Raw genomic sequence first — 23694 nt, 5'->3', positions numbered from 1 at the left:
TATGGACACGATCAGCGAGTTTCTTCACAAAGAATTCTATTGGAACACGGTTGGTGAATGGTTTCTATCGTTGGCGATCATTATTGCCAGCGTTGCCTTTGGCCGTCTGTTGTTCTGGGTCTTCTCCAATGTTGTAAAGAAACTCACCGCAAAGACCGAGACCAACCTCGATGACATCATCATCGATATGGTGGAGGAGCCGATCTCGTTCGCTGCGGCCATTCTCGGCATCTGGTACGGACTGGACATGCTGCATCTTCCCGATGTGGCGCATGTGTGGATCAACCGCATCTACTATCTGCTCATCATTTTCAATGTCGCGTGGCTGATAAACCGCGTGCTTGATGCCATTATTCAGGAATATCTCGTTCCGATCATTGAAAAATCGGAAAGCGACCTGGATGACCAATTGTTGCCTATACTAAGAAAGGGATTGCATGCAGCCGTTTGGATCATGGCCACCATTGTCGGTTTGAACAATGCGGGTTACGATGTAGGCGCGCTGATCGCTGGTCTCGGCATCGGTGGATTGGCATTTGCGTTGGCTGCACAGGATACGGTGGCCAACTTCTTTGGTGGCATCACCATTTTTGTGGATAAACCTTTTACGGTCAACGATTGGATCATCATCAACGGCCACGAAGGAATTGTGGAGGAAGTGGGCATTCGCAGTACGCGCATCCGCACGTTTCCTGGCCGACTGATCACCATTCCGAACAAGGTTTTTGCAGAATCGGCCATTGAGAATGTTTCGGTGGAACCAAGCCGAAGAGTTATTCTGATGCTGGGGTTGACCTACGATACCGATCACAACCGCATTAAAGAAGCGTTGAAGATATTGGGCGATATTCACACCAAATTTGCTTCTCAATTGGAAGAAAAACACCTCGAGCTGTTCGATTCGTTCGGAGATTTCTCGCTCAATGTGAAATTCGTCTATTACATCAAAAAGGGCGAGGACGTTTTCCAGACCAACTCTTCCATCAACTTGGAAATTCTGGAACGTTTCAACGCAGCGGGACTTGACTTTGCTTTCCCAACGCAGACCATCCACGCTACGGTGGAGAAATAGTGAACAACTTATCCCTTAGAATTTTTGACCCCGCAACAGCGGGGTTATTTTTGTTCCAAACAATTAAAAGATGGCATCATTTGAACTGACAGGAAAATTGAAAACCGTGATGGAAACGCAAACGTTCAGCAGCGGTTTTACGAAGAGAGAATTTGTAGTGACCACCGATGAGCAATATCCTCAGGATATCAAGTTCGAACTCATCAAGGAAAAAACTTCGGTTATAGACAGCTACAAGGAAGGCGATACGTTGAAGGTCAGTTTCAATGTTCGGGGCAACGAATACAATGGTAAATACTATGTAAACCTGCAAGCTTGGCGCGTAGAGGCCGACCAGAATGCCGGTGCACCAATCCCTCCGCCACTCGACCCAATGGCAGAAATGCCCTCGGCCTCCGCTACTGCTCCGGCCACGAGTATTGATGATATTGGCGAGGACGATCTTCCATTTTGATAAAGCGTTATGAACCCAAAAAAACTTGAACGGAAGCCTGGTAAACTCCTTGGCGTATGTGCCGGAATAGGAGATTACATGGATCTGGATCCTACCGTTATTCGATTGGCGTTTGTGCTAATGGTATTCTTTATGGGCGGAGGTGTTCTGCTCTATCTGATCTTGGCTTTGGTGATGCCGAAAGCATACTGAAATGACCGAATTTGCGATACTCGTCATTGGGCTGTTGCTGAATGGGTTGGGTATTCTCGGTTGCGTTGTCCCTGCATTGCCAGGGCCATTCATCAGTTGGCTATCGCTGCTTTTGTTCTTCCTTCTACCTGAAAAAGAATTTTCCACTACCACGCTACTCGTTTCGGGTTTGGTAATGGCTTTGGTCACAGCATTGGATTACATCGTTCCTGTGATGGGTGCCAAAAAATTCGGTTCGTCCAAAGAAGGCGTTTGGGGAGGCATGATCGGCATTGTGGTCGGATTGTTCTTCTTCCCTCCCATCGGCATCATTCTCGGCCCATTGGTCGGAACCATTGTTGGCGACCTGATCGCTGGTGGCACCTTCACCAAAGCGCTCAACAGCGGACTCGGCTCGCTTATCGGGTTCATTGTGGGAACTTCCATAAAACTTATTTACTGCATTGCCGTACTGGTCATGTTCTCCATCCGCGCAGGAGATGCGATGACAGGTTTGTTCAGCCAATGGTTTTAACATGAAAAAAGGCATACTCGCCAACTTTAGAATTTTTCTTGCACTCGGTCTGGTCTTGTTCTCTTTTGCAGATTCGGTCGCGCAGGTTTTTGAACCGGAACGCGTCACCACGTGGGAAAACGCAGGCAACACCACGACAATACAAGCTCCCAGCAACCAAGTTTCGGTTTTGGATTTTGGAGCGGACAATACTGGAAGCAACAGTTGCAACTCCGCTTTCAGCGCAGCGCTGGCAAGCCTGAGCGGAGCGGCCGGAACCGTCTATTTCCCGCAAGGGGATTATTTGTTCACTTCGGGCATTTCATTGCCTGACAGCGTTTTCCTGAAAGGAGAATCAAGCGGAACAACCTTGAAATTCGACCTTGGTGGAACGGGAAACGCCATTGTCATCAATGGCAGTATCAGTTCAACTCAGCTTTCACTTTCTTCCGATGGTGTAAAAGGTTCTTATGAGATCGAACTGTCTGATGCGAGTTCGTTGAACGTTGGCGACATCATCCGACTCTATCAGTTCGATGAGGATTACATGTTCTCGTCATGGGCGTATGGTGCGTTAGGTCAGGTTGTGGAAATTGAAGCCATCAATGGAAATACGCTTGCGTTGGCCGATCCGCTGAATCATCACTATCCACTTTCCCGCACTCCTTACATCAAGCAATTGACACCACGCAGAGCAGTTGGAATTGAATGCCTGAAAATTGAAAGAATAGATGCTTCAAGCGGACAAACGAGCAACATCTACGTCAACAATGCTTTTAATTGCGTGATCCGAAACGTGGAAAGCGAGAACTGCAACTTCGCCCATCTTGAGACCAATGGTTCGGCTCACATTCAAGTGGAGGGTTGCTATTTCCATCATGCGTTCGCCTACGGTGGCGGTGGGCAGGGTTATGGCGTCAATTTCCAGTTTGCCAGCAGTTTCTGCAAAGCGCAGAACAATGTTTTCAACCATTTGCGTCACTCCATGCTTTTGCAGGCAGGTGCCAATGGCAATGTTTTCGGCTACAACTATTCGCACGACCCTTTCTGGGAAGAATCCACATTGCCTTCCAACTCTGCTGGCGATGCGGTGCTGCACGGGAATTACACCTACCTGAACCTGTTTGAAGGAAACACGATACAGAACATCGTTGTAGATGCTTCGCATGAAAGCAATGGGCCGTTCAACACCTTTTTCAGAAACAGGGCTGAACTGTACGGCTTCTTCTCGGATGGAAACACCCCGACCGATTCAATGAATGTGGTTGGCAACGAGATCACCAATTCTGGGTTTCCGTTCGGGCTGTTTCTGGTGAACGGCAACGGCCACTATCAGTTTGGGAACAACGTCAATGAAACCGTCACACCATCCAATACATCCAACATGACATTCAATTCGTTGTATTTGGATGAGAACGGCCTGCCCGATTTCCTGAGTTCAGAAACGCTTCCGATGGTCGGTTACCCGTTGGCAATCAATCAGAAATTGATTCCGGCAGAAACCCGTTTCAACAATAACGAACCCGTAACCTGCGAAGAGGTCATCACAGATGTTCCTGTAGAAACGGTGCAAGAAAAACTGGTCAAACTATTTGGGAATCAACTGCAAATAGATGCCACACTTCTACCCGCTTTGGTGAATGTGTATGCGATTGATGGCAGACTGATTTCTTCCGAAAAGGTGAACGCAACCCGAACTCAGATTCCAGATCTTACCAGCCGATCTGTTTACCTGATACAGGTTATCGGAGCGGAAAATCGCATAGAGACCTTCCGCACCGTTTCTCAATAATTCAGAATTATTTGCCCAGCACCTTACGGGCAATGAGTTCTTTCATGATCTCGTTGGTACCAGCATAGATGCGCTGCACACGGGCATCGGCCCAAGCACGTGCCACATCATATTCCCAAATGTAGCCGTAGCCACCATGCAGTTGCAGACACTCATCTGCCACTTGGCATTGCACTTCGGTGCAGGTCAACTTCACCATGCTGGCCATAGCCTTTATACTCACCGGTCTTTACTCTTTCGAAACAAAATTCCTGTTTCCCAACAAACGAGAGAACCATATAGAATTGGACCGGCCACGAACATTTCCGCCAATGGTACGAGATATACTCGATTGATTGTCTTCAGCGTTACGTCAGACACAGTGTAAACCACGAAAAACTCAATGAAATAGGGCAAGAAACAGAGAAAAGTGAGAAACACTGTCAACCGCTTTGTTCTCAGAGATCTGAATGCATTGAGTGCGGTGGCAATGACCCACCAGACCGCCAGCAGACCGCGTCTGGAAAGAGCCTGTCCGGGAGAGATCCCCTCATATACGAATTCCTCATTTGCAACGCCAGAATACCACGTTTTGAACAGGGTGAATAGAATTGTGGCCGAAAACAGCACATTCCCAAGGACGAAAATAATACCGATCGAATTCTGTAGGCGTTCATAGTTCAGGAACCTCTTGGTCAGCACCGCATTGAGAATGCTTGCCAACAAGTAAGCATTGACCATCAGTTTGGATATGAAAAACAGGACATTCATTCCATCTACCTCGATTCAGGCTTTTTGAATTTTAACCTCACGTTCTCACCCACCATAAAGCAAACCACATCAGCATCGTAACTATCTGACATAAAGCACCTTTCCTCTTCTTCTACTACGGATACGAGGTCTGATGAATGGAAATTTCTCGGTACTGAACACATGCAGACGACCCAGTTTGAACAGCCTCCGACTTCTATACACCTCCTTCTCCTCTTTGGTCTCCACCGCTGCGGTACATGTTTTTGGCTTTTTCGACTCTCTTTTAGGTTCCGATGGCTTCTGGGACTGTTCCGCTGTCTGTGGCCTCTCAGTTGGGTTGGTTCGGGGCTTTTCTGCCTCATAATGTCGCTCCATACCGGGCGGGGCGGCCTGCGCCATGGCCTGTTGCGAGGATGCCAAGGTGAGCAGCGTGGTAAGCCCTGCCGCCACCATGGAGAGGCTTACTGTTGGACGGTGGCCTGAGGTGGTGTCCACTTGATCGAGATAGAACTGTGCGCAGAGCTCTCCGTGGTTGGCATCCAACAGTTGTTGAATCTCTTGCCGCGACATATTGCGCACATCCCGCACCATACAGGCACAACGCTTACAGTAATCATCCTTCCCAATATGGATGAATGACCGCTTCCCTTCCTTGCAATCGAAAGAGAAATCAATTCGCAGGTCGTTATCAGAGATCATCAGCTGATGTGTTCAAGTGTTCAAGTGTTCAAGTGTTCAAGTGTTCAAGTGTTCAAGTTAACAATATTGTGGTTTGTGCTATACCACACCTGATAGAGAAATTCCAACATGGTAGCACATGAACACATTCAGCGTCTCTTTTGGTTTATACTCACAAAGTAGATGTATTATTGTAATCGCATTCATTTACCGTTCTTATGATAAGATACCTGTATTCCCTGTTTGTAAGTGTTCTTTGCTTTGGCCCATCCGTAGGTATGGCGCAGCGCAACGCCCCTCCTACAGACCTCAACGTGAGTTACAGTCAGGCCATAAAAGTGGGAGATGGTTACAAATTCTCACAGTTCATAGAAACACCCGATCAACGCTGCATTGCCATCTTCCATAAGGGCAAGGACCTCTATCGCTCCTTCGAACTGGACCTTGCCAGCATGACGGCCAAGAAGTTGGGCACCTTGGAAATGAAGCAGAGTAAAGACCAACATCATTTCATAATGGTAGGCGACCGCCTACTGCTTCCGTATTTCGTCTCATCAAAGGAAGACAAGACCAACTGCCTCTACATACAGGAACTGGACGTGCAGACCATGCAGCCAATAAACGACCCATTGGCCGTTGACTGCCTGGAAGGCAAGGATTTCTACCAGAATTTCGACAACAGCTTTGCAGCTACCAAAGTATCGCCCGATGGACGGAAGCTGCTGGTCTACTACAAACTACCAGAGCCTGAAGAAGGTGGCAAACTTTTCCGTTTCTCCGTGTATGATGACCAATTGAACCAGCTTTGGCGCAAGGATGTGCCCACTAAGATCGAGGAAGGTATTCTCCGTATCGGAGATGCCGACTGGTTCATGGCTGATGCACACTATGGCGTGGCCGTGGTGAGTGGTCAGGGAGCCAACCATACCGCCATTGGGCTGGACAATTTCGGAAACGTATTCTTCTGGAGCCGTGTCGATTTTGGACGTGACCAAGGGAAATATCACCGTTTTCAGACCTTTTGGAGCAAGGTGAACGGCACAACCACCGACCACATACACATGGATCGTGGAAGCGGTACCCAGGCCACCCGAAGTTTCGACCCTGTAATGCACATCAGCAACCGGAAAGCCACATTGGTAGAGTACTTTGCCGATGAGGGCCGTGGCGGCTTTGCCTTCATGGTGGCCTCCACCCAAGATGCGGCAGATGGCTTTCACTATGCCCAATGGTCAGAACAGTATCGGCCAGAGAACTTCTATGAGCACCTGTTCTCCATTGATGAGGTGGTGGTGGCCGCCAGCAGATCGCAGTACAATAAGATAAAGGCCAAGGAACGCGAAGGCAAAAGCATCATGGTACAACCGTTCGATTGTGGCATCCGACATGTTCCGGGTACCGATGAGGTGTACATCAATGTCTATCAGGCCATCCACGGCCGTTACAACTTTTCCGCAGGGGCCTTTTCAGGAGGAGGATATCCCGCCCTTCTCTCCTACTATCTCAGCGAAGATGAGAACCTCTCCTATCTGGGTGGATTTGCCTATGCGCAGGGAGAACATCTCAACAACTACGCGTATCTGGGCATCGAATCGCTCGCAACCCATGATGCCATCTATTATGTATTCAATGACAATAGACGGAATCTTAGCAGCAAGTTCGATCCGCGCGAAGAGGTACACCCGTTCTTTACGGCACCGAACCCTATAAGTCTGGTTCCCATGTACAAGGATGCCACCTCGTTTAAAAACGGGAAACGACAGCAACTGATGACCAGTAAGCAGTTGGGAGACAATCCGCTGGATGTGGCAACCACCTATAGCTTGAGGTCAGGACAGCTACTGAGTTGCTTTCTGACCGATGACAAATACACCATTGCAAAGCTGGAACCGAAGTTATAGCCTCGTGCCAATGAGAATAACAGAATCTCCGCAGGAACGGTCGTTCCTGCGGAGATTCTGCTTACATGTTTTCCGTGGGTTTACTTGCCCAGCACTTTACGGGCAATGAGTTCTTTCATGATCTCGTTGGTACCTGCATAGATGCGCTGCACACGGGCATCGGCCCAAGCACGTGCCACATCATATTCCCAAATGTAGCCGTAGCCGCCATGCAATTGCAGACACTCATCTGCCACTTGGCATTGAACTTCGGTGCAGGTCAACTTCACCATGCTGGCCATGGCTGCATCGAGTTTTCCTTCGTTATGCAGCACCACACATTGATCAAGGAAGGCGCGTGCCTTGGTGATCTCCGTGGCCATTTCTGCCATTTTGAAACGCGTGTTCTGAAAACGGGATACCGCCTGACCGAACGCATTACGCTCATTCACGTACTGTACGGTCTTCCAGAAAATTCCTTCGGCAGCAGCGATGGCACCGATTCCTACAACCAAACGTTCCTGCGCAAGCTCGGTCATCAAATACTTGAACCCCTCGCCTTCCTTACCGATCAGATTTTCCTTCGGTACTTTCACGTTATCGAAGAAGAGTTCGCAGGTGTCCTGTGCATGCAATCCTATCTTGTGGAACGGTTCACCTTTGGTAAAGCCTTCCATATCTGCCTCCATCAATAGCATACTGATTCCTTTGGCACCCAACGCAGGGTCGGTTTTCACGGCAGTTACGGCAATATCACACAAGTATCCGTTGGTAATGAAGGTCTTGGAACCGTTCACCAGGTAGTGATCGCCCTTGTCCTCTGCGGTGCACTTCATGCCCTGAAGGTCGCTTCCTGCGGCTGGTTCGGTCATGGCAATGGCACCGATGGCCTCTCCGCTGATCATCTTCGGAGCCCACTTCTTTTTCATTTCCTCCGAACCGAAATCGAGGATATATGGCAGCACGATATCGCTGTGCAACGGATACCCCACCGCAGGACCGGCAACACCTGCGCGGCTAAGTTCCTCGGCAAAGATCATGTTGTAGCGGAAGTCTTCAATTCCAAGGCCGCCATATTGCTCTGGCACCTGCATGCACAGAAATCCGTTGGCACCCAGTTTCTCCCAGCTTTCGCGGGTTACCATTTTCTTCTTTTCCCATTCGGCATTGTACGGTACGATCTCCTGGGCTACAAAATCACGCACGGATTGGCGGAACATATTGTGTTCCTCATTGAACATCGGTCTTTCTATGAATTCGGTCATCTTCTGAAATTTGAAATGGAGTCCAAATCTAATTGAATAGCATTAATTCACGCAGTCATCTACATGCGGACAAAAGAAAAGGGCGATACACAGCGTATCGCCCTCTTTAAAAAGCTACTTTCAAATCACTTCTTGGTGATGCGGATGGTCGCGATCCGGTCTTTTCCCTGTAGTAACTGAATCAGGTACTGACCAGAAGCAACTGAAGAAAGTTCGATAGGCAGACGCATTCCTTTCAGGTTTACCTGCATTGGTTCCACAACGGTGCGTCCTAAAAGATCTGCTACGGAAACTGTTGCCTTACCACTCAATGGCCCCACATTCTCAAGTACAATTGTACCGCTGGTAGGGTTCGGGTGTACCAGAAGCCCTTCCAATGCCTTGGCATCAACAATTCCTGTGCTGGTGGTGCACGATTCTACGGTAATTGTCACCTCATCCGTACCCGGACATTCAGGCACATCATAATACGTGTACGTGATCGTCTGGGCTCCAACCCCTGCCGCAGCGGGGTCGAACATATCACCGTTCATACCCGGACCGCTGAAGGTTCCTCCAGATGGATTTCCGGTCAATTGAATCGGACTGTCATCATCGCATAATTGAGTTACGGGTGAGGTGAGAACTGCAACTGGTGATTCGTGTACGGTTACGGTAACATCATCTGTACCTGTGCAGCCACTCGCGTCTGTAACTGTAACTGTGTAAGTAGTAGTGGAACCTGCGGTGAATGTGATGGTCTGTCCGGTAGCAGTAGATCCTAAACCGTTGTCCCAAACATAAGAAGTACCTCCTGTTGCGCTGAGTGTCACTTGATTTCCCTTACAGACATCCTGATCCGGACCTGCATCTGCGGCAGCTGAGCCGTTCTCTATCACCTGCGTCAATGTGGCCTGGCAATTCTGCTGATCGGTAGCCGTTACCGTGTAGCTTCCGGGAGTAAGTCCACTTACTGTCGCTCCTGTCTGAACAGGATTCGTATCCCATTCGTAAGAAACGGTGCCTATGTTGCCTGTTGCAGCCACGGTGATGGAACCACCCGAAACGCCTGCACAATCTCCCTGCATTGTGACAAGACTCAATTCCAATTGACATGTGGCCTGTGAACAGAGTTGCACATCATTGGCACTTGCAATTTCAATCACACCTCCTTCACTGTCCACCACTCGAATAGGCCAGTTACCTGAAGGAGTCACTGTTGTGCCTGTTGCAAAATCAGTCCACCCAAGTACCATCACCGAACATCCTGGCGGGAAAGAACATGGAGGGATCGGAAAAATATCCTGACAAGCGCTGCAATCCTGTACGGAATCCTGTTCACTCCATGTATATGGTCCCGTTCCGCCTGATACGGTGAAATCTCCATTTGCCTCTGCACAGACAGAAAGTGTGGCGCAAGCATTCACATCCACATCTACCGTTGCACTATAGCCACAGCTTAGAGTGTATGTGACAGTATGCGTTCCGGCTCCTGCTACAGACGGATCAAAGGTTCCTGCGTTGGCATCCGTAATTCCGGTACCAGACCATGTACCTGTTGTGGCGCTGGAACAACTGGAACCTACCCCTCCAACTGCTTCCAATGTAATAGGTGCATCTGCTGCACACAACACTTCTACAGGACTGATATCTGCATGGCAGCAGCTGCTGGTAGCCTCAATGCTTACATCGTCTATGTAGTAGTAGGCATACGGATTGATGAACGTACCACCCGGATTGTTGACAATCGTGGTATTGGCATTATTGAAGAAGTTCCCGATCATGAAGTATTGTTCACCACCGGTGGCTACGTAGTTCCACTGCAAACGCACCCAATTTGCCGTATCTGTGATAGCGCCACAGTCGTAATTCAATTGCGGAGTAACATAAATGGCCGAATTGCTTTGTCCCGGACAAGGATTCCGCATGTAGGGCGTATTTCCGAAATAGATCCCCAAGTTATCAGAGGCATACATGACGCTGTTTGCCAAACTCACGTACATGCTCACGCAGTAACTCTGCCCGGCCACAAGTGGCGAAGAGGTGTGTCCCTGAATGTACTCGCGGTATTCATCCAGCGATTCGTGAGTAATGATACCAGCGTGGTGAGTGCCCGTATGCGAATACTGATATCCGAGCATGGAATGCGGCATATTGGTAACAGTTGGGTTGCCAAAAAGAACATTGCACGCAGAAAAAAGGTCCGGAGAGGAGCAACTATCGCCTTGGGGGTTGTTGCTCGCATTGTCCCACGTTCCTACCAGATCTGTGAAGAATCCTTCTCCTCCTGTGTTTGCACAGTTGCTTGAAGTGTTCTCAAAACTCGGGTTCACCACCAGATTCTGTGCCAGCGACTGGAATCCGGTAAAAAGGATGAAGAGAAGGTAAATGTTCTTTTTCATTGCAATGAATGGGGTTACAGTTGGATGATCAAATGTAATGATCGATCAGTAGTGTGATGACCATCCGTTGACATACCACTTGGTCCGTTGGTCTGCTACGTGACCACACACTCTGTACCAAGAATGTTATCTTTCGCTTAATTATTGTGAATCAACAAGTTATGAAATATCGAATCGAAACATATTTTAATTAACGTTGCCCCCTTGAAATCCATTTAGATGAAAATTGCTGTCCTGTCGCGAAACCCAAAGCTCTACTCTACCAAACGATTGGTGGAAGCAGGTGGAAAACGCGGACATGAAATGCTGGTGGTGGATCACGCCAAGTGCGACATCATCATCGAGAAGAAACGCCCGCACATCATATATCAGGGCGAAGAATTGACCGGAATTGACGCTGTCATTCCTCGTATCGGTGCGTCCATCACATTTTACGGAACAGCCGTGGTGCGACAGTTTGAGATGATGAAGGTGTTCTCAGCTGTTGAATCGCAGGCTTTGGTTCGCTCGCGCGATAAGTTGCGCAGTCTACAGATCCTTTCGCGTGCCGGATTGGGTCTTCCCAAAACAGCCTTTACCAATTACTCCAAGAACGTTTCTGAGGTGATCAACCAAGTAGGTGGTGCGCCCTGCGTCATCAAATTGCTGGAAGGCACGCAAGGCGTTGGTGTGGTATTGGCCGAAACGCAGAGTGCGGCCGAATCGGTCCTGGAAGCATTCAATGGACTGCAGGCGCGCGTTATCGTGCAACAGTTTGTGAAGGAGGCCGGAGGCGCTGATATCCGTGCATTCGTGGTTGATGGTGTGGTCGTAGGTGCCATGAAACGACAGGGCAAGGAAGGCGAATTCCGTTCGAACCTGCACCGTGGTGGAACCGCCTCCGTCTACGAACTGACAGATGATGAGGAGAATACTGCGCTGAAAGCCGCCCGCGTGATGGGGCTTGGCGTGGCAGGCGTGGACATGCTTCAATCGAAATCAGGACCGATGATCATGGAAGTGAACTCTTCACCTGGCCTCGAAGGCATAGAGAACGCCACCGGAAAGAACATCGCTGGTAGCATTATCCGATACATTGAGCGCAATGTTTGATTTGAGGTACAAAATATAACAGTACCTTTCGGGCGATCATTCAATCGCCTTTATTTAAAAGCTGTTTTGAGAGAATCTTCCACTCGCTTTTGGAGCTGTATGGTATCTTTTGGGTTTTGTAGACGGCACTGTAGCAACCGTTTACTGTTTTTCCCTCCAGCTCTGCTTCTCATAGTTGTAACCACCATTTCAAAAAGCAAGGGCCAGTCTCAGGTTGAACGTACTGACCGATTGCTCAACACCATTTCTGAATTCCATTTCTCGCCTCGGCCGGTCAATGATGCATTTTCAGCACTTGTTTTCGATGACCTGATGGAAACTCTTGACCCACAGTCGCTCATATTCAGTAAAGAGGATGTGGAGAAACTTCAAGCCTTCCGAAATAAGATCGATGATGACCTCGATGGACATTCAACCGTTTTCATTGAGCAGCTTCAAGCGCTTTATGTTAATAAACTCAATGAAACGGAGACCTTGATTGCAGGTCTTGAGTCAACTCCCATCAATTTGATTGAGAAAGACTCCTTACAACTATCCGATAAACACAGACCCGTTACAGAAAATGAACGCAAACGAAAATGGATACAATGGATAAAACTGCAAATACTGTGGGAAGTTGCTTACATGAACGGGGCAGAAAGAGGTCTTGATGCGTTATCAACAGACTCATTGGAGCATGTAGCACAACAGATTATTCAACGGGAGCAATGTCATTTTAAAACAATTCATGAGGCTGGTGCCAGCATGGAGGATTACGTATTTGACTCTTATTTGCAATCCATTTCAAGTGCCTTTGACCCGCACACCAATTATTTCAATTCCAACGATGAGGCCAAGTTCCAAACACTCATTTCCAAAGAAGCTCCTTCTTTCGGATTTGAGGCTGAAAAAAATAAGGATGGTGAGATAGAGATCATAACGATTTTGCCGGGTGGCCCTGCATGGAATTCGAACGAACTGAATGAAGGAGACATCATTCTTAGCGTTCAAGGTAATGGAAGAAAACCACTGGACCTCAATTGCATCAGCTTAGAGGAAGCTACCGGCTACTTGCTCCAAGCAGATCTGACAAGCGCAACTTTCAGAATTAAAAAAGTAGGGGGAGAATACCGGACCGTTACACTTAAAAAGGAATTGGTAACCCTTTTCAAGAATTCCATTCAAAGTCATATTCTCAGCGGGAAACGAAGAATCGGGTATATGTACCTACCTACGTTCTACGAAGGCAAAGATGGCGCAGGTTGGCTGCCAAACGGCTGTGCCAACGATATCGGAAAGGAACTCATACGATTGGAAAAGGAGAAAATCGATGGCCTCATCTTGGATCTGCGAGACAATGGAGGCGGGTCAATGCTTGAAGCTCTGCGCTTAGCTGGAATTTTCATTGATTTCGGTGCCCTGTCCGTTGCCAAATACAAGAATTTGGAGCCAGAGACCATGAAGGATATGAGCAGGGGAATGGCCTATACCGGTCCGCTCCTGGTACTGGTAAATGAATTTAGCGCATCTGCCTCTGAACTTTTCTCTGCCTGTATTCAGGATCATAAGCGTGGGGTAATAGTTGGGTCCAAAACATTTGGCAAATCGACCATTCAGCAGGTGGTTCCACTTAAGGCGACCGAAAAAGGAGGGGAATTCGTAAAACTCACCATTGGGCAGTTTTATCGCATAACAGGCGAAAGTATTCAGCAAGTTGGGGTTATTCCCGATATAGCCCTACCGAGCGCATACAGCGACAAAGAGATAGGAGAACGCTTCTACCCTTCATGTCTTCCAGCAGGTACAGTAGACAAAAAAACGTATTACACACCATGGAAAACCTCCGCTTCCGTTGTAGAACTCCAAAAACTCAGTGACGAACGTGTATCAACCGATTCAGCGTTCATCGCCATCGTGAATTCGGAACAGAAGAAAGATTCCCTCAACACAATTCCTTTGGATGTAGATGGTTTTCGATACTATTTTGAAAAATTGAAGAAGCGTGGTCAGGCAACTGCAGACACAGAATTCAAAGCGAGTGATAGGTACGATGTGGTCATTCCATCATATCGAGACCTAAAACTGGAAACCGAAAGCCTTTCCCAAAAGATGGACGAAGAGATTCGTCAGTGGATATCAGAAGATATTTACATATCCGAAGCTTACAACATCATTACAGACATCATTAATCTATCATCAACTAAATAATTGTAAATGAAAACATCTCGACTACTGAGCATCATGCTTGTCTTATCCTTGGTTTCAACCGAGGTTGCGGTTGCCCAATCTTCAGGCTCAGCCGTAGAACATATGACCCAAATAACCACACCATTCGGCTCTTTCAAGAAGGAATTGTGGCAATACTTGAAATCTGTAACCCAAGGAAAAAGCGCACGGAAAGTTGAAAAGACCCGTAAAAAGCTGATAGAACAACTTGAAACTGTGAGCAAAGACCTAAAAAAGATATCTGCCTTTGAGGGAGATGCATCACTCAAAGATGCCGCAAGCGACTATATGCAGCTGACCACAACTGTCCTGAAAGAAGATTACGCCAAAATTGTTGACATGGAAGCCATTGCAGAACAATCATATGACGCAATGGAAGCTTACATGATGGCCAAAGAACTTGCTAACGACAAGTTAGATGAAGCCTCGGACAAGTTGAACGCTGCGCAAAACGTTTTTGCCGGAGCCCACAACATCACCCTTTTGGAATCTGAAGATGATGAACTGACCAAAAAGATAAAAAGCGCAAGCGAAGCATTGAAATACTACAATGCAGTTTATCTCATCTTTTTCAAACCCTACAAGCAAGAGGCCTATGTGCTGGATGCGCAGCAGCGGGAAGACATGGGTAGTTTTCAACAAACCGTCAATGGTTTAAAGGTAGATGCGGAAGAAGGTCTGGCGAAAATTGATGGACTGGACATCTACAAGGGCGATGCGTCTTTAAAGGTGGCCGTCAAACATATTCTGGATTTTTATCAGACCGAGGCTGAGAAAGACTTTCCAAAAGTGGCAGACTTTCATTTGAAACGTGATGAGTTTGATAAGCTGCGAGCCGCTATTGAAGGGATGCGTGAGTCGGAACGTACAAAAGCCGATATTGATAAGTACAACAAAGCTGCGGAAGAGTTCAATGCAGCCATAAAGTCGTACAATGAGGACAATCAGGCATTAAATGAAAAACGTGCGAAATACCTGAACAGGTGGAGCGAAGCCGTGGACCAATTCCTAAGTGCCCACTCGAAGTAACCCTTGTTTCGAATTTGAAGACCGTCAAACTTTGGTTTGACGGTCTTTTTTTAACTGAAAATTACCAATGAACTTACTTCGCCCCTAATTACCTCGTAAACACCCACGTCTCTCCGTCCGAAAGGTTCTCGTCAAAACAGTAACCACCATCTGAGAAGTTCTTCAGGTCTTCAGCCTTGTTGATGCGGTTGCGGAGAATGTAGCCCGTCATCATGCCGCGCGCCTGCTTGGCGTAGAGGAAGATCACCTTCAATTGCCCGTTCTTCAGGTCTTTGAACACAGGTGTAATGACCTTGCCTTTCAGCTTCTTGGTATTCACTGCCTTGAAATATTCGCCACTGGCGAGGTTGCAAAGCGTGTCGTTCCCTGAGGCTTCCAAGGCCGCGTTCAAGCGGTTTGTGATCTCATCTCCCCAAAACCCATAGAGGTCTTTCTTGCCACGAACGGAAAGCTTCGTTCCCATCTCCAAACGGTAAGGTTTTATCAGATCCAACGGGCGCAGCAGCCCGTGTAGCCCGCTGAGAATACGCAGATGGTCCTGCGCGTATTTCAGATCGGTAGGCGTGAGTTCTTCATTCTTCATTCCCTGATACACATCGCCTTTGAAAGCAAGGATGGCCTGACGCGTCTCCCCTTCCGTGAAATCGGGCGTCCAATTGGCATAGCGTTCCGCGTTCAGATTCACCAGATTGGTACTCAGGTCCATCAACTCCCCTATCTGCTTCTTCGATGTCTTTTGGAGCTTATTGATAAGCTGTGCCGAGCGGTCCAATCCTTCGGGAATGGTGAATTCTTCGGTACAGGTTTCAGATGCGTAGTCGAGTTTTTTGGCGGGTGATATAACGGTGATCATTCAATTAGTAATGATGAATTATGAATTAGAAATGATGGACTAAAGTCCGAGGACCTGTGTTCCCTGATTGAACACCACATCTACCGGGATGTTCGCTTCCTTCAGTCGGTCGAGGTCGGCCTGCAGGTCTTGCGGAACGTTGCCCATCACATCCATCAGATTGATGACACCTTCCTTGTCGCCATCTCCCTGAAGCTTCAGGATGAGTTCGCTCAGCGAGTTCATGGCCTCCTGCATGCGTTCGAAATTGACGCGGTACTTACCGTGTTCCTTCGTAAACGCACCATGCTCCTTAAAGTAGTTGAACCGGACCATATTTGCCCGTCCATGCGCGCTGCTGGCCCCGAAACGCACGCTTCGGAAAATGCCTGCGAGGAAGGTCACGTAATTGTCCATCACGGTTCCTTCGGTGATCTCGCCCATCTCGTAAAGCTCCGTTACCATGTAGAGCCCCAGAATATCGGCCTTGCCTTCTTCCAAGGCTGAGAACTCTTCCTGTAGTGCTTCCCGAACCGTTCCCTTACCGCTGAGCGTGTTCTTGATGCCCAGTCCGTGCGCCACTTCGTGGAACATGGTATTTCCGAAGAACGCTTCGAACGTGATGTGCTTCAACTGGTCTTCCACGATCAACTCCTTGGCAATGTCCACCAGGATCTTATCGTACTTGGCGCGCATGGCATTCTTCAGTTGCAACCTGCGCGTTCCCTTCTCCAATTGCACGTTCTCATCGTTCGGAAGATTCACGGCTATGGTCTTACTCCCTGCGTTGCAATCGCCCGCATAATAGACCACGTCATACGCACCCAGCTGCGAATCGCGGCCTGGTTTCTCGGTCTTGTATTCCAATGGCACGGGAAGCCCTTCCTGCAATTTGGGCAGCAATGCAGCGTATTTCGCCAATCGCTTCGTCCATTCCTTGTCCTTTACAAGCACATACGCCTCGTGCGCAGCCTTGTAGTTGTAAAGCTTGTCCTCGTAATTTTCAATGGGTCCGATGATGCAATCCAATCCGTTCTGCGTCATATCCATCCATGCAATGTCGCTGGTGTAGTATTCATCCGAACGCAACGCCTTGGCACGCTCGGTCAGATATTTCCTGAATTCTTTCTCTTTGGTGATGGTGGCTGCGCTATCGAGCAGATCGGCTGCGCGGTTCACCTGCTCGGCAAAACGCTCATGGTACCATTCGGTCTGGAGTTTTCCTTCCGCATCGCGCTTCACGAAGGTGTAAAGCGAGGTCTTGTCAGCGTTGTCCCACGACTCAAACTCCTCTTTGGTCATATCGGTCGGGTAGAATCCCGAACCGAGCGGCTTCTCGCCCACCCCGTCAATGAAAGGTTTGTCGCCATCCAATCGGTCCCACGGACCGTAGTTGATCTCGGCATAGCTACGAAGTTGCGCATCGGCAATACTCGAAAGCAGTGCATCCTTGTCTCCGTAGGCTTCCTGCCAGAAAAGGCCGTCCATGATCTTGGCAGCCTCGATCAGGATCGGGATCACCGCCTTCTCATCTTCGGTAAGCTGCGAAACATCGGTGGTAAGTGTGAATTCGGTGTACACGTTCGAATAGTCTGGAGTGGTGGGTTTCTCTTCCTGCGGTTGTTCCTGCTTTGGCGCTTGCTTGCATCCAGCAACAAGTGCTGCGCTAAGAATGAGATAGGATAGCTTCTTCATTGCGGTAGATTTCACGTCAAATATGAGGATTTACAGGAAGCATTGGAATCGGATGAAGTTGAAACCCTCAGAGATTCTAACTTAGCCAGCCATTATGAGACCCGATGAGATAGATTATGTGGCCTTTGCCCTGCTTCTGCTGCGTTGGTTTGCCATCATTTTCGTCATCTACATCATCTTCATTTTCCTTCTGCGATTTTCCAACTATTACAAGATCAAGAAATGCCCGAACTGTTCGGGTGAACTGAAACGGGCGCAGCGCACAGCTGGCGACCGCCTGTTGAAAACCCTCACATTCGGTATTCTGCCTGTGAAGCGGTACCGCTGCTACACCTGCTATTGGGAAGGACAGGCGTTTGAGATCAAGGACAGAAAGAGGTCGAGTGCCTTTAAGGACGAGACTGAAGAAGACCTATAAACGCATCCATTGAAGTTCAACGGCATCAACGTGCGGATAAGTCCGCTGGCGAAATTGGGCAAGAATGTCCGCATCGGAGATGATACCGTCATTTACGACCATGTGGTGATAGGCGACAACACCACCATTGCCAACAACTGCGTAATAGGAGAACCGACATCGGACTACTACCGAACGGAGGAATACGAGAACCCGACCACCGAGATCGGCCCCGATTCGTTGATCCGCAGCCACAGCATCATTTACGCAGGTGTGAGCATCGGCTCAGATTTCGAAACGGGCCATCGCGTCACCATTCGCGAAGCATCGGTGATCGGCAACCATTGCCGTATTGGAACGGGTTCTGACCTTCAGGGCTTCTTGGAAATGGGCAACCATTGCCACCTGCACAGCAATGTTCATCTGTGCCAGTATTCCACGCTGCGCGATTTCGTGTTCATCTACCCGAACGTGGTGCTTGCCAACGACACCCATCCACCAACCGAAATGGTGAAAGGACCGACCATCCACAGCTACACGCAAGTGGGTATTCAATCATCCATTGTGGGAAATGTGACCATCGGTGAGAACTGCCTCATCGGGGCGCATTCGCTGGTGCTGGAGAGTTTTGACGACTCCTCGCAATTGTTCGGCAGCCCAGCCAAATGGATAGCGGACGTGCGCGACCTGACCGATGACAACGGCCAACCACTCTACCCATGGAAAGACCGCTTTATGCGTGGCATGCCATGGGCAGATGAGTGAAGAATCGGTTGATCGATCGTTGAGATCTTTTCCCGTTTTTCCTTGGCATCCACCTGTGGCACAGATACTTTTGGGTCCGTGGAAAAGGAAAGCCTTCTCAAAGAGATCATGGAAGAGGTTGAAGACCTCAACCGTTCCATCAAGGAACTCTGTCCAGAGATCATCTCTACCAGCATCTACCCTTCCATTGCCGATCAGGAAGATGATATGAGCCGCCTCATTGACCACAGGATCAAACTCTTAACCAAGAACTCGAAGGTCAAATCCGACCCCGACAAGGAATAGTTTCCCATGTTTGATAAAATGAAACAGCTCCAGCAGATGAAGGAGCAGATGGATGCTGCCAAAGAGCGCATGGACAACATTTCGGTGAAAGGCGAATGCCAAGGCGTGACCGTGATCTCGAGCGGTAACCGCAAGATCAAGGAAGTGATCATTCCGAAGGAGATCTACGAGAATGCCGACAACGAGGAAATTGCGGAACTTGTACTGATGGCCACCAATCAGGCGCTGGCGAATGCCGAAGGTGTTTTCGAAAGCGAGATGCGCGGCATGGCCGGAGGTATGATGGGTGGGCTCGGCCTGTTCTGATGCTCGCGTCTTTATCACCGTCACCCTGAACTTGTTTCAGGGTCTATTTGGGTTCAAATGCTGATCCACCTCAAGCGGACAGCATGACAGATCAGCTGGCCACGGTCGCCTCAATACTTTCCCAAAGCAAATTGGCCGTGCGCTGCCACGTGAAGAGCTTGGCGCGTTCCTTCCCGCTTGCTATCAGCTGTTTTCGCAACGCTTCTGAATTGGAAACTTCCAGCATGGCATTGGTGATGGCCGCCACATCATACGGATCGACCACCAAGGCGGCATCGCCCGCTATCTCGGGCATGCTGGTGGTGTTGGCAGTGATCACGGGTACTTCGGCCTGAAACGCCTCGATGATCGGAATGCCGAACCCTTCGAAGGTGCTCACATACACATTGGCCACGGCTGCCGACAGCAATCCGTTGAGGTCTTCATCGGACACGCGGCCCGCGAATATCACCTCGTCCTTATGCTCCATCGCGTCCAGCGCATGCTGCATGGAATCGGTCCACCACTTGCGGTTGCCCACCAATACGAACTTGAACGGTGTTTCCTGCTCCTTTCTGAATTGGTCGTAGGCGGCCAACATGCGCTCGATGTTCTTGCGCTGGTGGATGGAACCCACGTAGATGAAATAAGGCGTTCCTGCTGTCCACGTGTTCCTCACGGCACGTTTCTGTTCCTCGTTGATGGGACTGAACCGTTCCGAAACCCCGTTGTAAACCACATCTATCTTCTCCAACGGAATATTGTACTGCTTGGCAATATCGTGCTTGGAGAACTCCGAAACCGTGGCGATGCGCTTGGCCTTCTGCGCATACTGCCAGAAATAACGGTTGTAGAACCACGCATGCGATCGGGCAAGGTCCTGCGGGTTGTGCACGAAATTGAGGTCGTGGATGACGGGCAGGCTCACCACATCCGACCGCAGGGAGAGAAACCCATCGGGCGAAAGGAACAGGTCGGGTTTTAATCTTTTGAGCACCTTGGGCAGGGAGAGCTCGAACCACACGTGCCAGAGAACGGGATGGCGCGCGGGTGGCGCCACCACCACGGGTGTCACGTTCTTGGAGAATACGAACTCCTCGTCATACGCCCTATCGAATATGAAGAAGAACTCGTGCTCGGGATGCGCTGCGGTCATGTGGCGGAGGGTTTCGGCCGTAAACCGTCCCAGACCCTCCAGTTTTCCCTTCAGCAATAGCCGTGTATTGACCGCAATTCGCACGGCAGCAATGTAATAAAAGCTCTACTGCCGTGGTCTGTCACTTTCAACTCACCCCCTGCTTGGCAATATGTGTGCACTCCCAAGAAACCTTGACCGAACAGGGCAGGACAAAAAGGCTCTTCCTTCGTCAGGGAAACAAGCGGAAAATGTCGCAACCTCTATCTGTTTCGCTGAGGAACGAAGCGTCTCGGCTTTCCAGATGATTACATCCGGCAGGAAACAATAGACATCGGCTTTCACCGTCTTGGTGTATTACATTTGCCAACGGCCATGCAGCGGAAATTCCTATCCAACCTCGCGTTCCTACTGTTTCTCAACCTGCTGGTGAAACCGTTCTGGATCTTCGGCATTGACCGTGTGGTGCAGAACGAAGTGGGTGCCGAAGCCTACGGTTCGTACTTCGCGCTGTTCAATTTCGCCCTCATCCTCAATATTCTGCTCGATCTGGGCATCAGCAACTTCAACAACCGCAACATTTCGCAGCATCAGCATTTGCTGGGCAAATACTTCCCACGCATTGTGGCGCTGCGACTGCTGTTGGCCATCGCATACTTCATCATCTGCCTGCTGGCTGCCTGGTTTCTCCACTACTCCGAAGCGCAACTGCAAATGCTGGGGCTGCTCTGCTTCAACCAGTTCCTGCTCTCGTTCATCCTGTTCCTGCGGTCCAATATTTCGGGCTTGCACCTGTTCAAGATCGATAGCACCATCTCCATCCTCGACCGCCTGCTGATGATCGTCTCCTGCGGATGGATACTGTGGGCCGGCAACCGCACGCAGCCCTTTCAGATAGAGTGGTTCGTGTACCTGCAAACCGCCTCGTACGCCATTACCGCGCTGGCTGCGCTTGGTGTCATTCTCAAATACGGAAACGGTTTTTCCTTCGGGTGGAACCTTTCCATCCTGCGGGTCATCCTCAAGCAGAGTCTGCCGTTCGCATTGCTCATTCTGCTGATGAGCATTTACGGTCGCATCGATTCGGTGCTGATAGAACGCCTGTTGCCCGATGGCAAAACGCAGTCGGGAATCTACGCGCAGGCCTTCCGCCTGCTGGATGCCAGCAACATGATGGCCTACCTGTTTGCGGGGCTGCTGCTGCCCATGTTCTCGCGCATGATCAAGCTGAAAGAGGACGTGGTGCCGCTGGTACGCGTTTCCATGAAACTCATCCTCATTCCCGCGTTCACCTTGGGCATCATCTGCCTGTTCCATGGGCGCGAACTGATGGGGCTGATGTACCACGAACATGCCGAGGAGGCTGCCACCGTGCTGGCCACGCTCATGTTCTCGCTCATTCCCATGGCGGGGGTATATGTGGTGGGCACGCTCCTTACGGCCAATGGCAGCCTCAGACACCTCAACACCATTGCGTTGGTAACGGTGGTTGTAAGTGTGGTGTTCAACCTCATCTTCATTCCGAAATATGGGGCTTACGGGGCGGCCATCACCTGCCTTACCACCCAGACCATCGGATTCCTATTGCAGTTGGCCGTGGGCATCCGCACCTTCCGCATGAAACTGACGGGCAGCTTTGCCATGCTGGCGGGCGCCTCCCTGTTGGTGGCCGTCAGCGCCTACTTCCTGCGTTCGCAGTCGTGGCAAGTGGCCGCCATCCTTACCCTTGTGGTGGGGGGCATCCTCACCTTGGCCTCCACCGCCACCGAACTGAAGACCATTCGGGAATCGGTTTCCTGACAGCACCCTGCTTTATTTGAGGAAGGTTCGGAACCAGAGTCTGTTCAATAAACTGTGTCAGTTCTCAGATAGATAGACTTGATAACCAGATAGACACAGAAAAATGGAAGAAATAGAGAAAGACAGATTCAATTACACCACCTATGAGAAGGAGGCGATAGAGAAATTGAAGAACGGAACTGGGCGGCAAGCACTTCGTCCTTGCCCCGATGCTCAAGCGGTTTCTGCAGCCACCATGCATGGCTACCCGCCCACCATCCACCATAAAGTCGCGATGAATCGCGTCTCTACAGGTTCTATGCTGTCGGTGCTTGCAACTCACCCCTGACTCCTGATCGGAGTCTTTCCCCTCTCTTCGCGAAGAGAGGGGTGGCGCTTCGAGCGAAGGGAGAAGTGACGGGGAGAGTTTGTAACGGTCGGCAGCTTCAAACGCATTATCTTTAGCGGAAAGGGTTGGGGTAATTGAAATGAGACATTTACTGGCAATTTATTACATGACGGTTACCATTGTTTTCTTGATGGCTTGCCGAGAATCGGAATCCAATTCCGGAAAACTCGATAGTGAAGATGAAGTTTTAAAACAGCAGAATGAACCATTGCCAATCGACACGATTACCGAAAATAGATACGCGTATATAAAAAGCTTTGAACTGGTAGGTTCGGATATTTATATCCAAGCCGATTATGTTGACTATTTATCTGGTCAAGAAGCTATGGAGGCTGAAAGGCGAGACCAAGCCTATTTTATAGACGGCAATGACACGATAACGAATATTACTGATGGTTACTACATATCAAATGTGAATCCAAAACTCAGGACGTTCATATTAGGGTCAAACTTATCCGTTGAGTACATAATAGACGACAATGGCACACAAAGATTACCTGAATCAAAGCCGCTTGACGTGAACCGAATTGAAAGTTATATCCATGCAGAAACCCTTTTGTTTCTTCATGTATCAAACGGAACAATCACGCGAATTGACGAACAGTTCATTCCGTGAAAAACAAACAACCACCCCCCAAGCCCAATGCCTATACCGTTACCAATAAAGACGCGATGCATCGCGTCTCTACCGGTTCTGCGCTGTCCGTGCGCTGTCCGTGCGCGGGTCAGTCCGAGTGTCCGCCTGTGGCGGATGTATCGAGGACCGTGCGGAGGCCGACCCACGCCAACGGAGCATTGACGCACCAACGCATTATCTTTAGCGGAAAGGGTTGGGGTAATTGACATG

At 49.4% G+C, this 23694-nt stretch carries 23 protein-coding genes and 1 pseudogene; 16 read left to right on the top strand and 8 right to left on the bottom strand.

All coding sequences use genetic code 11. The annotated features are described in order from the left end of the window. Position 1 precedes the first annotated feature (1 nt). The 5 genes from GC178_16025 to GC178_16005 all read left to right on the top strand — a co-directional run bounded on the left by GC178_16025 (position 2) and on the right by GC178_16005 (position 4003). On the top strand, positions 2 to 1072 hold the full coding sequence (locus GC178_16025; protein MBI1289074.1) for a mechanosensitive ion channel: 1071 nt from the start codon (positions 2 to 4) through the stop codon (positions 1070 to 1072). A 70-nt stretch (positions 1073 to 1142) separates the two neighbouring features. Then, positions 1143 to 1526: a DUF3127 domain-containing protein gene (locus GC178_16020; GenBank protein ID MBI1289073.1), complete on the top strand. Its 384-nt coding sequence runs from the start codon at positions 1143 to 1145 to the stop codon at positions 1524 to 1526. Positions 1527 to 1535: 9 nt separating this feature from the next. Beyond that, the gene (locus GC178_16015; protein ID MBI1289072.1) at positions 1536 to 1718 is read left to right on the top strand and encodes a PspC domain-containing protein; all 183 of its coding nucleotides are present in this window, start codon (positions 1536 to 1538) and stop codon (positions 1716 to 1718) included. A 1-nt stretch (position 1719) separates the two neighbouring features. Continuing rightward, the gene (locus tag GC178_16010; protein MBI1289071.1) at positions 1720 to 2232 is read left to right on the top strand and encodes a DUF456 family protein; all 513 of its coding nucleotides are present in this window, start codon (positions 1720 to 1722) and stop codon (positions 2230 to 2232) included. A 1-nt stretch (position 2233) separates the two neighbouring features. Continuing rightward, positions 2234 to 4003, top strand: a complete 1770-nt coding sequence (locus GC178_16005; protein ID MBI1289070.1) for a hypothetical protein — start codon at positions 2234 to 2236, stop codon at positions 4001 to 4003. A gap of 7 nt (positions 4004 to 4010) precedes the next feature. On the opposite strand, the pseudogene GC178_16000 reads toward GC178_16005, so the two are convergent. The 3 genes and pseudogenes from GC178_16000 to GC178_15990 form a co-directional block, all read right to left on the bottom strand. Then, a pseudogene (locus tag GC178_16000) lies at positions 4011 to 4184 on the bottom strand (acyl-CoA dehydrogenase). Between the two features lie 38 nt (positions 4185 to 4222). Continuing rightward, positions 4223 to 4753, bottom strand: a complete 531-nt coding sequence (locus tag GC178_15995; GenBank protein MBI1289069.1) for a hypothetical protein — start codon at positions 4751 to 4753, stop codon at positions 4223 to 4225. Between the two features lie 81 nt (positions 4754 to 4834). Continuing rightward, positions 4835 to 5434 carry a hypothetical protein gene (locus GC178_15990; protein MBI1289068.1) on the bottom strand — a complete coding sequence of 200 codons (600 nt, stop codon included), beginning with the start codon at positions 5432 to 5434 and terminating at the stop codon, positions 4835 to 4837. A 197-nt stretch (positions 5435 to 5631) separates the two neighbouring features. Here GC178_15990 and GC178_15985 point away from each other — a divergent pair, with 197 nt between their 5' ends. Further along, positions 5632 to 7314 (top strand): hypothetical protein, encoded by a 1683-nt coding sequence (locus GC178_15985; protein ID MBI1289067.1) that lies wholly within the window; start codon positions 5632 to 5634, stop codon positions 7312 to 7314. 80 nt (positions 7315 to 7394) lie between these two features. Here GC178_15985 and GC178_15980 read toward each other — a convergent pair whose 3' ends face one another. Together GC178_15980 and GC178_15975 are read right to left on the bottom strand one after the other, a co-directional pair. Further along, positions 7395 to 8558, bottom strand: coding sequence for an acyl-CoA dehydrogenase (locus GC178_15980; protein ID MBI1289066.1), 1164 nt, complete (start codon positions 8556 to 8558; stop codon positions 7395 to 7397). Between the two features lie 125 nt (positions 8559 to 8683). Then, positions 8684 to 10939: a T9SS type A sorting domain-containing protein gene (locus GC178_15975; GenBank protein MBI1289065.1), complete on the bottom strand. Its 2256-nt coding sequence runs from the start codon at positions 10937 to 10939 to the stop codon at positions 8684 to 8686. 219 nt (positions 10940 to 11158) lie between these two features. Between GC178_15975 and rimK the strand changes: the two genes are divergently transcribed. From rimK to GC178_15960, 3 genes are all read left to right on the top strand, one after another. Continuing rightward, complete coding sequence (gene rimK, locus GC178_15970; protein MBI1289064.1) at positions 11159 to 12031, top strand: 30S ribosomal protein S6--L-glutamate ligase; 873 nt, start codon at positions 11159 to 11161, stop codon at positions 12029 to 12031. Positions 12032 to 12130: 99 nt separating this feature from the next. Further along, positions 12131 to 14218, top strand: a complete 2088-nt coding sequence (locus tag GC178_15965; GenBank protein MBI1289063.1) for a hypothetical protein — start codon at positions 12131 to 12133, stop codon at positions 14216 to 14218. A 6-nt stretch (positions 14219 to 14224) separates the two neighbouring features. Beyond that, complete coding sequence (locus tag GC178_15960) at positions 14225 to 15265, top strand: hypothetical protein (protein ID MBI1289062.1); 1041 nt, start codon at positions 14225 to 14227, stop codon at positions 15263 to 15265. An 88-nt stretch (positions 15266 to 15353) separates the two neighbouring features. On the opposite strand, the gene yaaA is transcribed toward GC178_15960, so the two are convergent. Continuing rightward, positions 15354 to 16118: a peroxide stress protein YaaA gene (gene yaaA, locus GC178_15955; GenBank protein ID MBI1289061.1), complete on the bottom strand. Its 765-nt coding sequence runs from the start codon at positions 16116 to 16118 to the stop codon at positions 15354 to 15356. A 39-nt stretch (positions 16119 to 16157) separates the two neighbouring features. Continuing rightward, on the bottom strand, positions 16158 to 17792 hold the full coding sequence (locus tag GC178_15950; protein MBI1289060.1) for a Zn-dependent hydrolase: 1635 nt from the start codon (positions 17790 to 17792) through the stop codon (positions 16158 to 16160). Positions 17793 to 17886: 94 nt separating this feature from the next. Here GC178_15950 and GC178_15945 point away from each other — a divergent pair, with 94 nt between their 5' ends. From GC178_15945 to GC178_15930, 4 genes are all read left to right on the top strand, one after another. Then, positions 17887 to 18210 (top strand): hypothetical protein, encoded by a 324-nt coding sequence (locus GC178_15945; GenBank protein MBI1289059.1) that lies wholly within the window; start codon positions 17887 to 17889, stop codon positions 18208 to 18210. A gap of 9 nt (positions 18211 to 18219) precedes the next feature. After that, the gene (locus GC178_15940; GenBank protein ID MBI1289058.1) at positions 18220 to 18954 is read left to right on the top strand and encodes an N-acetyltransferase; all 735 of its coding nucleotides are present in this window, start codon (positions 18220 to 18222) and stop codon (positions 18952 to 18954) included. A 78-nt stretch (positions 18955 to 19032) separates the two neighbouring features. Then, complete coding sequence (locus tag GC178_15935) at positions 19033 to 19239, top strand: hypothetical protein (GenBank protein ID MBI1289057.1); 207 nt, start codon at positions 19033 to 19035, stop codon at positions 19237 to 19239. 6 nt (positions 19240 to 19245) lie between these two features. Continuing rightward, a complete protein-coding gene (locus tag GC178_15930; protein ID MBI1289056.1) occupies positions 19246 to 19545 on the top strand; it encodes a YbaB/EbfC family nucleoid-associated protein in 300 nt (99 codons plus the stop codon). A gap of 91 nt (positions 19546 to 19636) precedes the next feature. Here the strand turns inward: GC178_15930 and GC178_15925 are convergent, their stop codons facing one another. Beyond that, the gene (locus GC178_15925) at positions 19637 to 20764 is read right to left on the bottom strand and encodes a glycosyltransferase (protein ID MBI1289055.1); all 1128 of its coding nucleotides are present in this window, start codon (positions 20762 to 20764) and stop codon (positions 19637 to 19639) included. A gap of 270 nt (positions 20765 to 21034) precedes the next feature. On the opposite strand from GC178_15925, the gene GC178_15920 reads away from it, so the two are divergent. From GC178_15920 to GC178_15910, 3 genes are all read left to right on the top strand, one after another. Beyond that, positions 21035 to 22459, top strand: coding sequence for an oligosaccharide flippase family protein (locus tag GC178_15920; protein MBI1289054.1), 1425 nt, complete (start codon positions 21035 to 21037; stop codon positions 22457 to 22459). A 103-nt stretch (positions 22460 to 22562) separates the two neighbouring features. After that, the gene (locus GC178_15915) at positions 22563 to 22787 is read left to right on the top strand and encodes a hypothetical protein (protein MBI1289053.1); all 225 of its coding nucleotides are present in this window, start codon (positions 22563 to 22565) and stop codon (positions 22785 to 22787) included. Between the two features lie 166 nt (positions 22788 to 22953). Then, positions 22954 to 23463, top strand: a complete 510-nt coding sequence (locus tag GC178_15910; GenBank protein MBI1289052.1) for a hypothetical protein — start codon at positions 22954 to 22956, stop codon at positions 23461 to 23463. The last annotated feature ends 231 nt before the right edge of the window (positions 23464 to 23694 follow it).

The sequence above is a fragment of the Flavobacteriales bacterium genome (assembly GCA_016124845.1).
Classification (GTDB): Bacteria; Bacteroidota; Bacteroidia; order UBA10329; family UBA10329; genus UBA10329.
The sequence above is the reverse complement of the archived record's forward strand: the minus strand, read 5'-3'. Positions and strand labels throughout refer to the sequence as shown.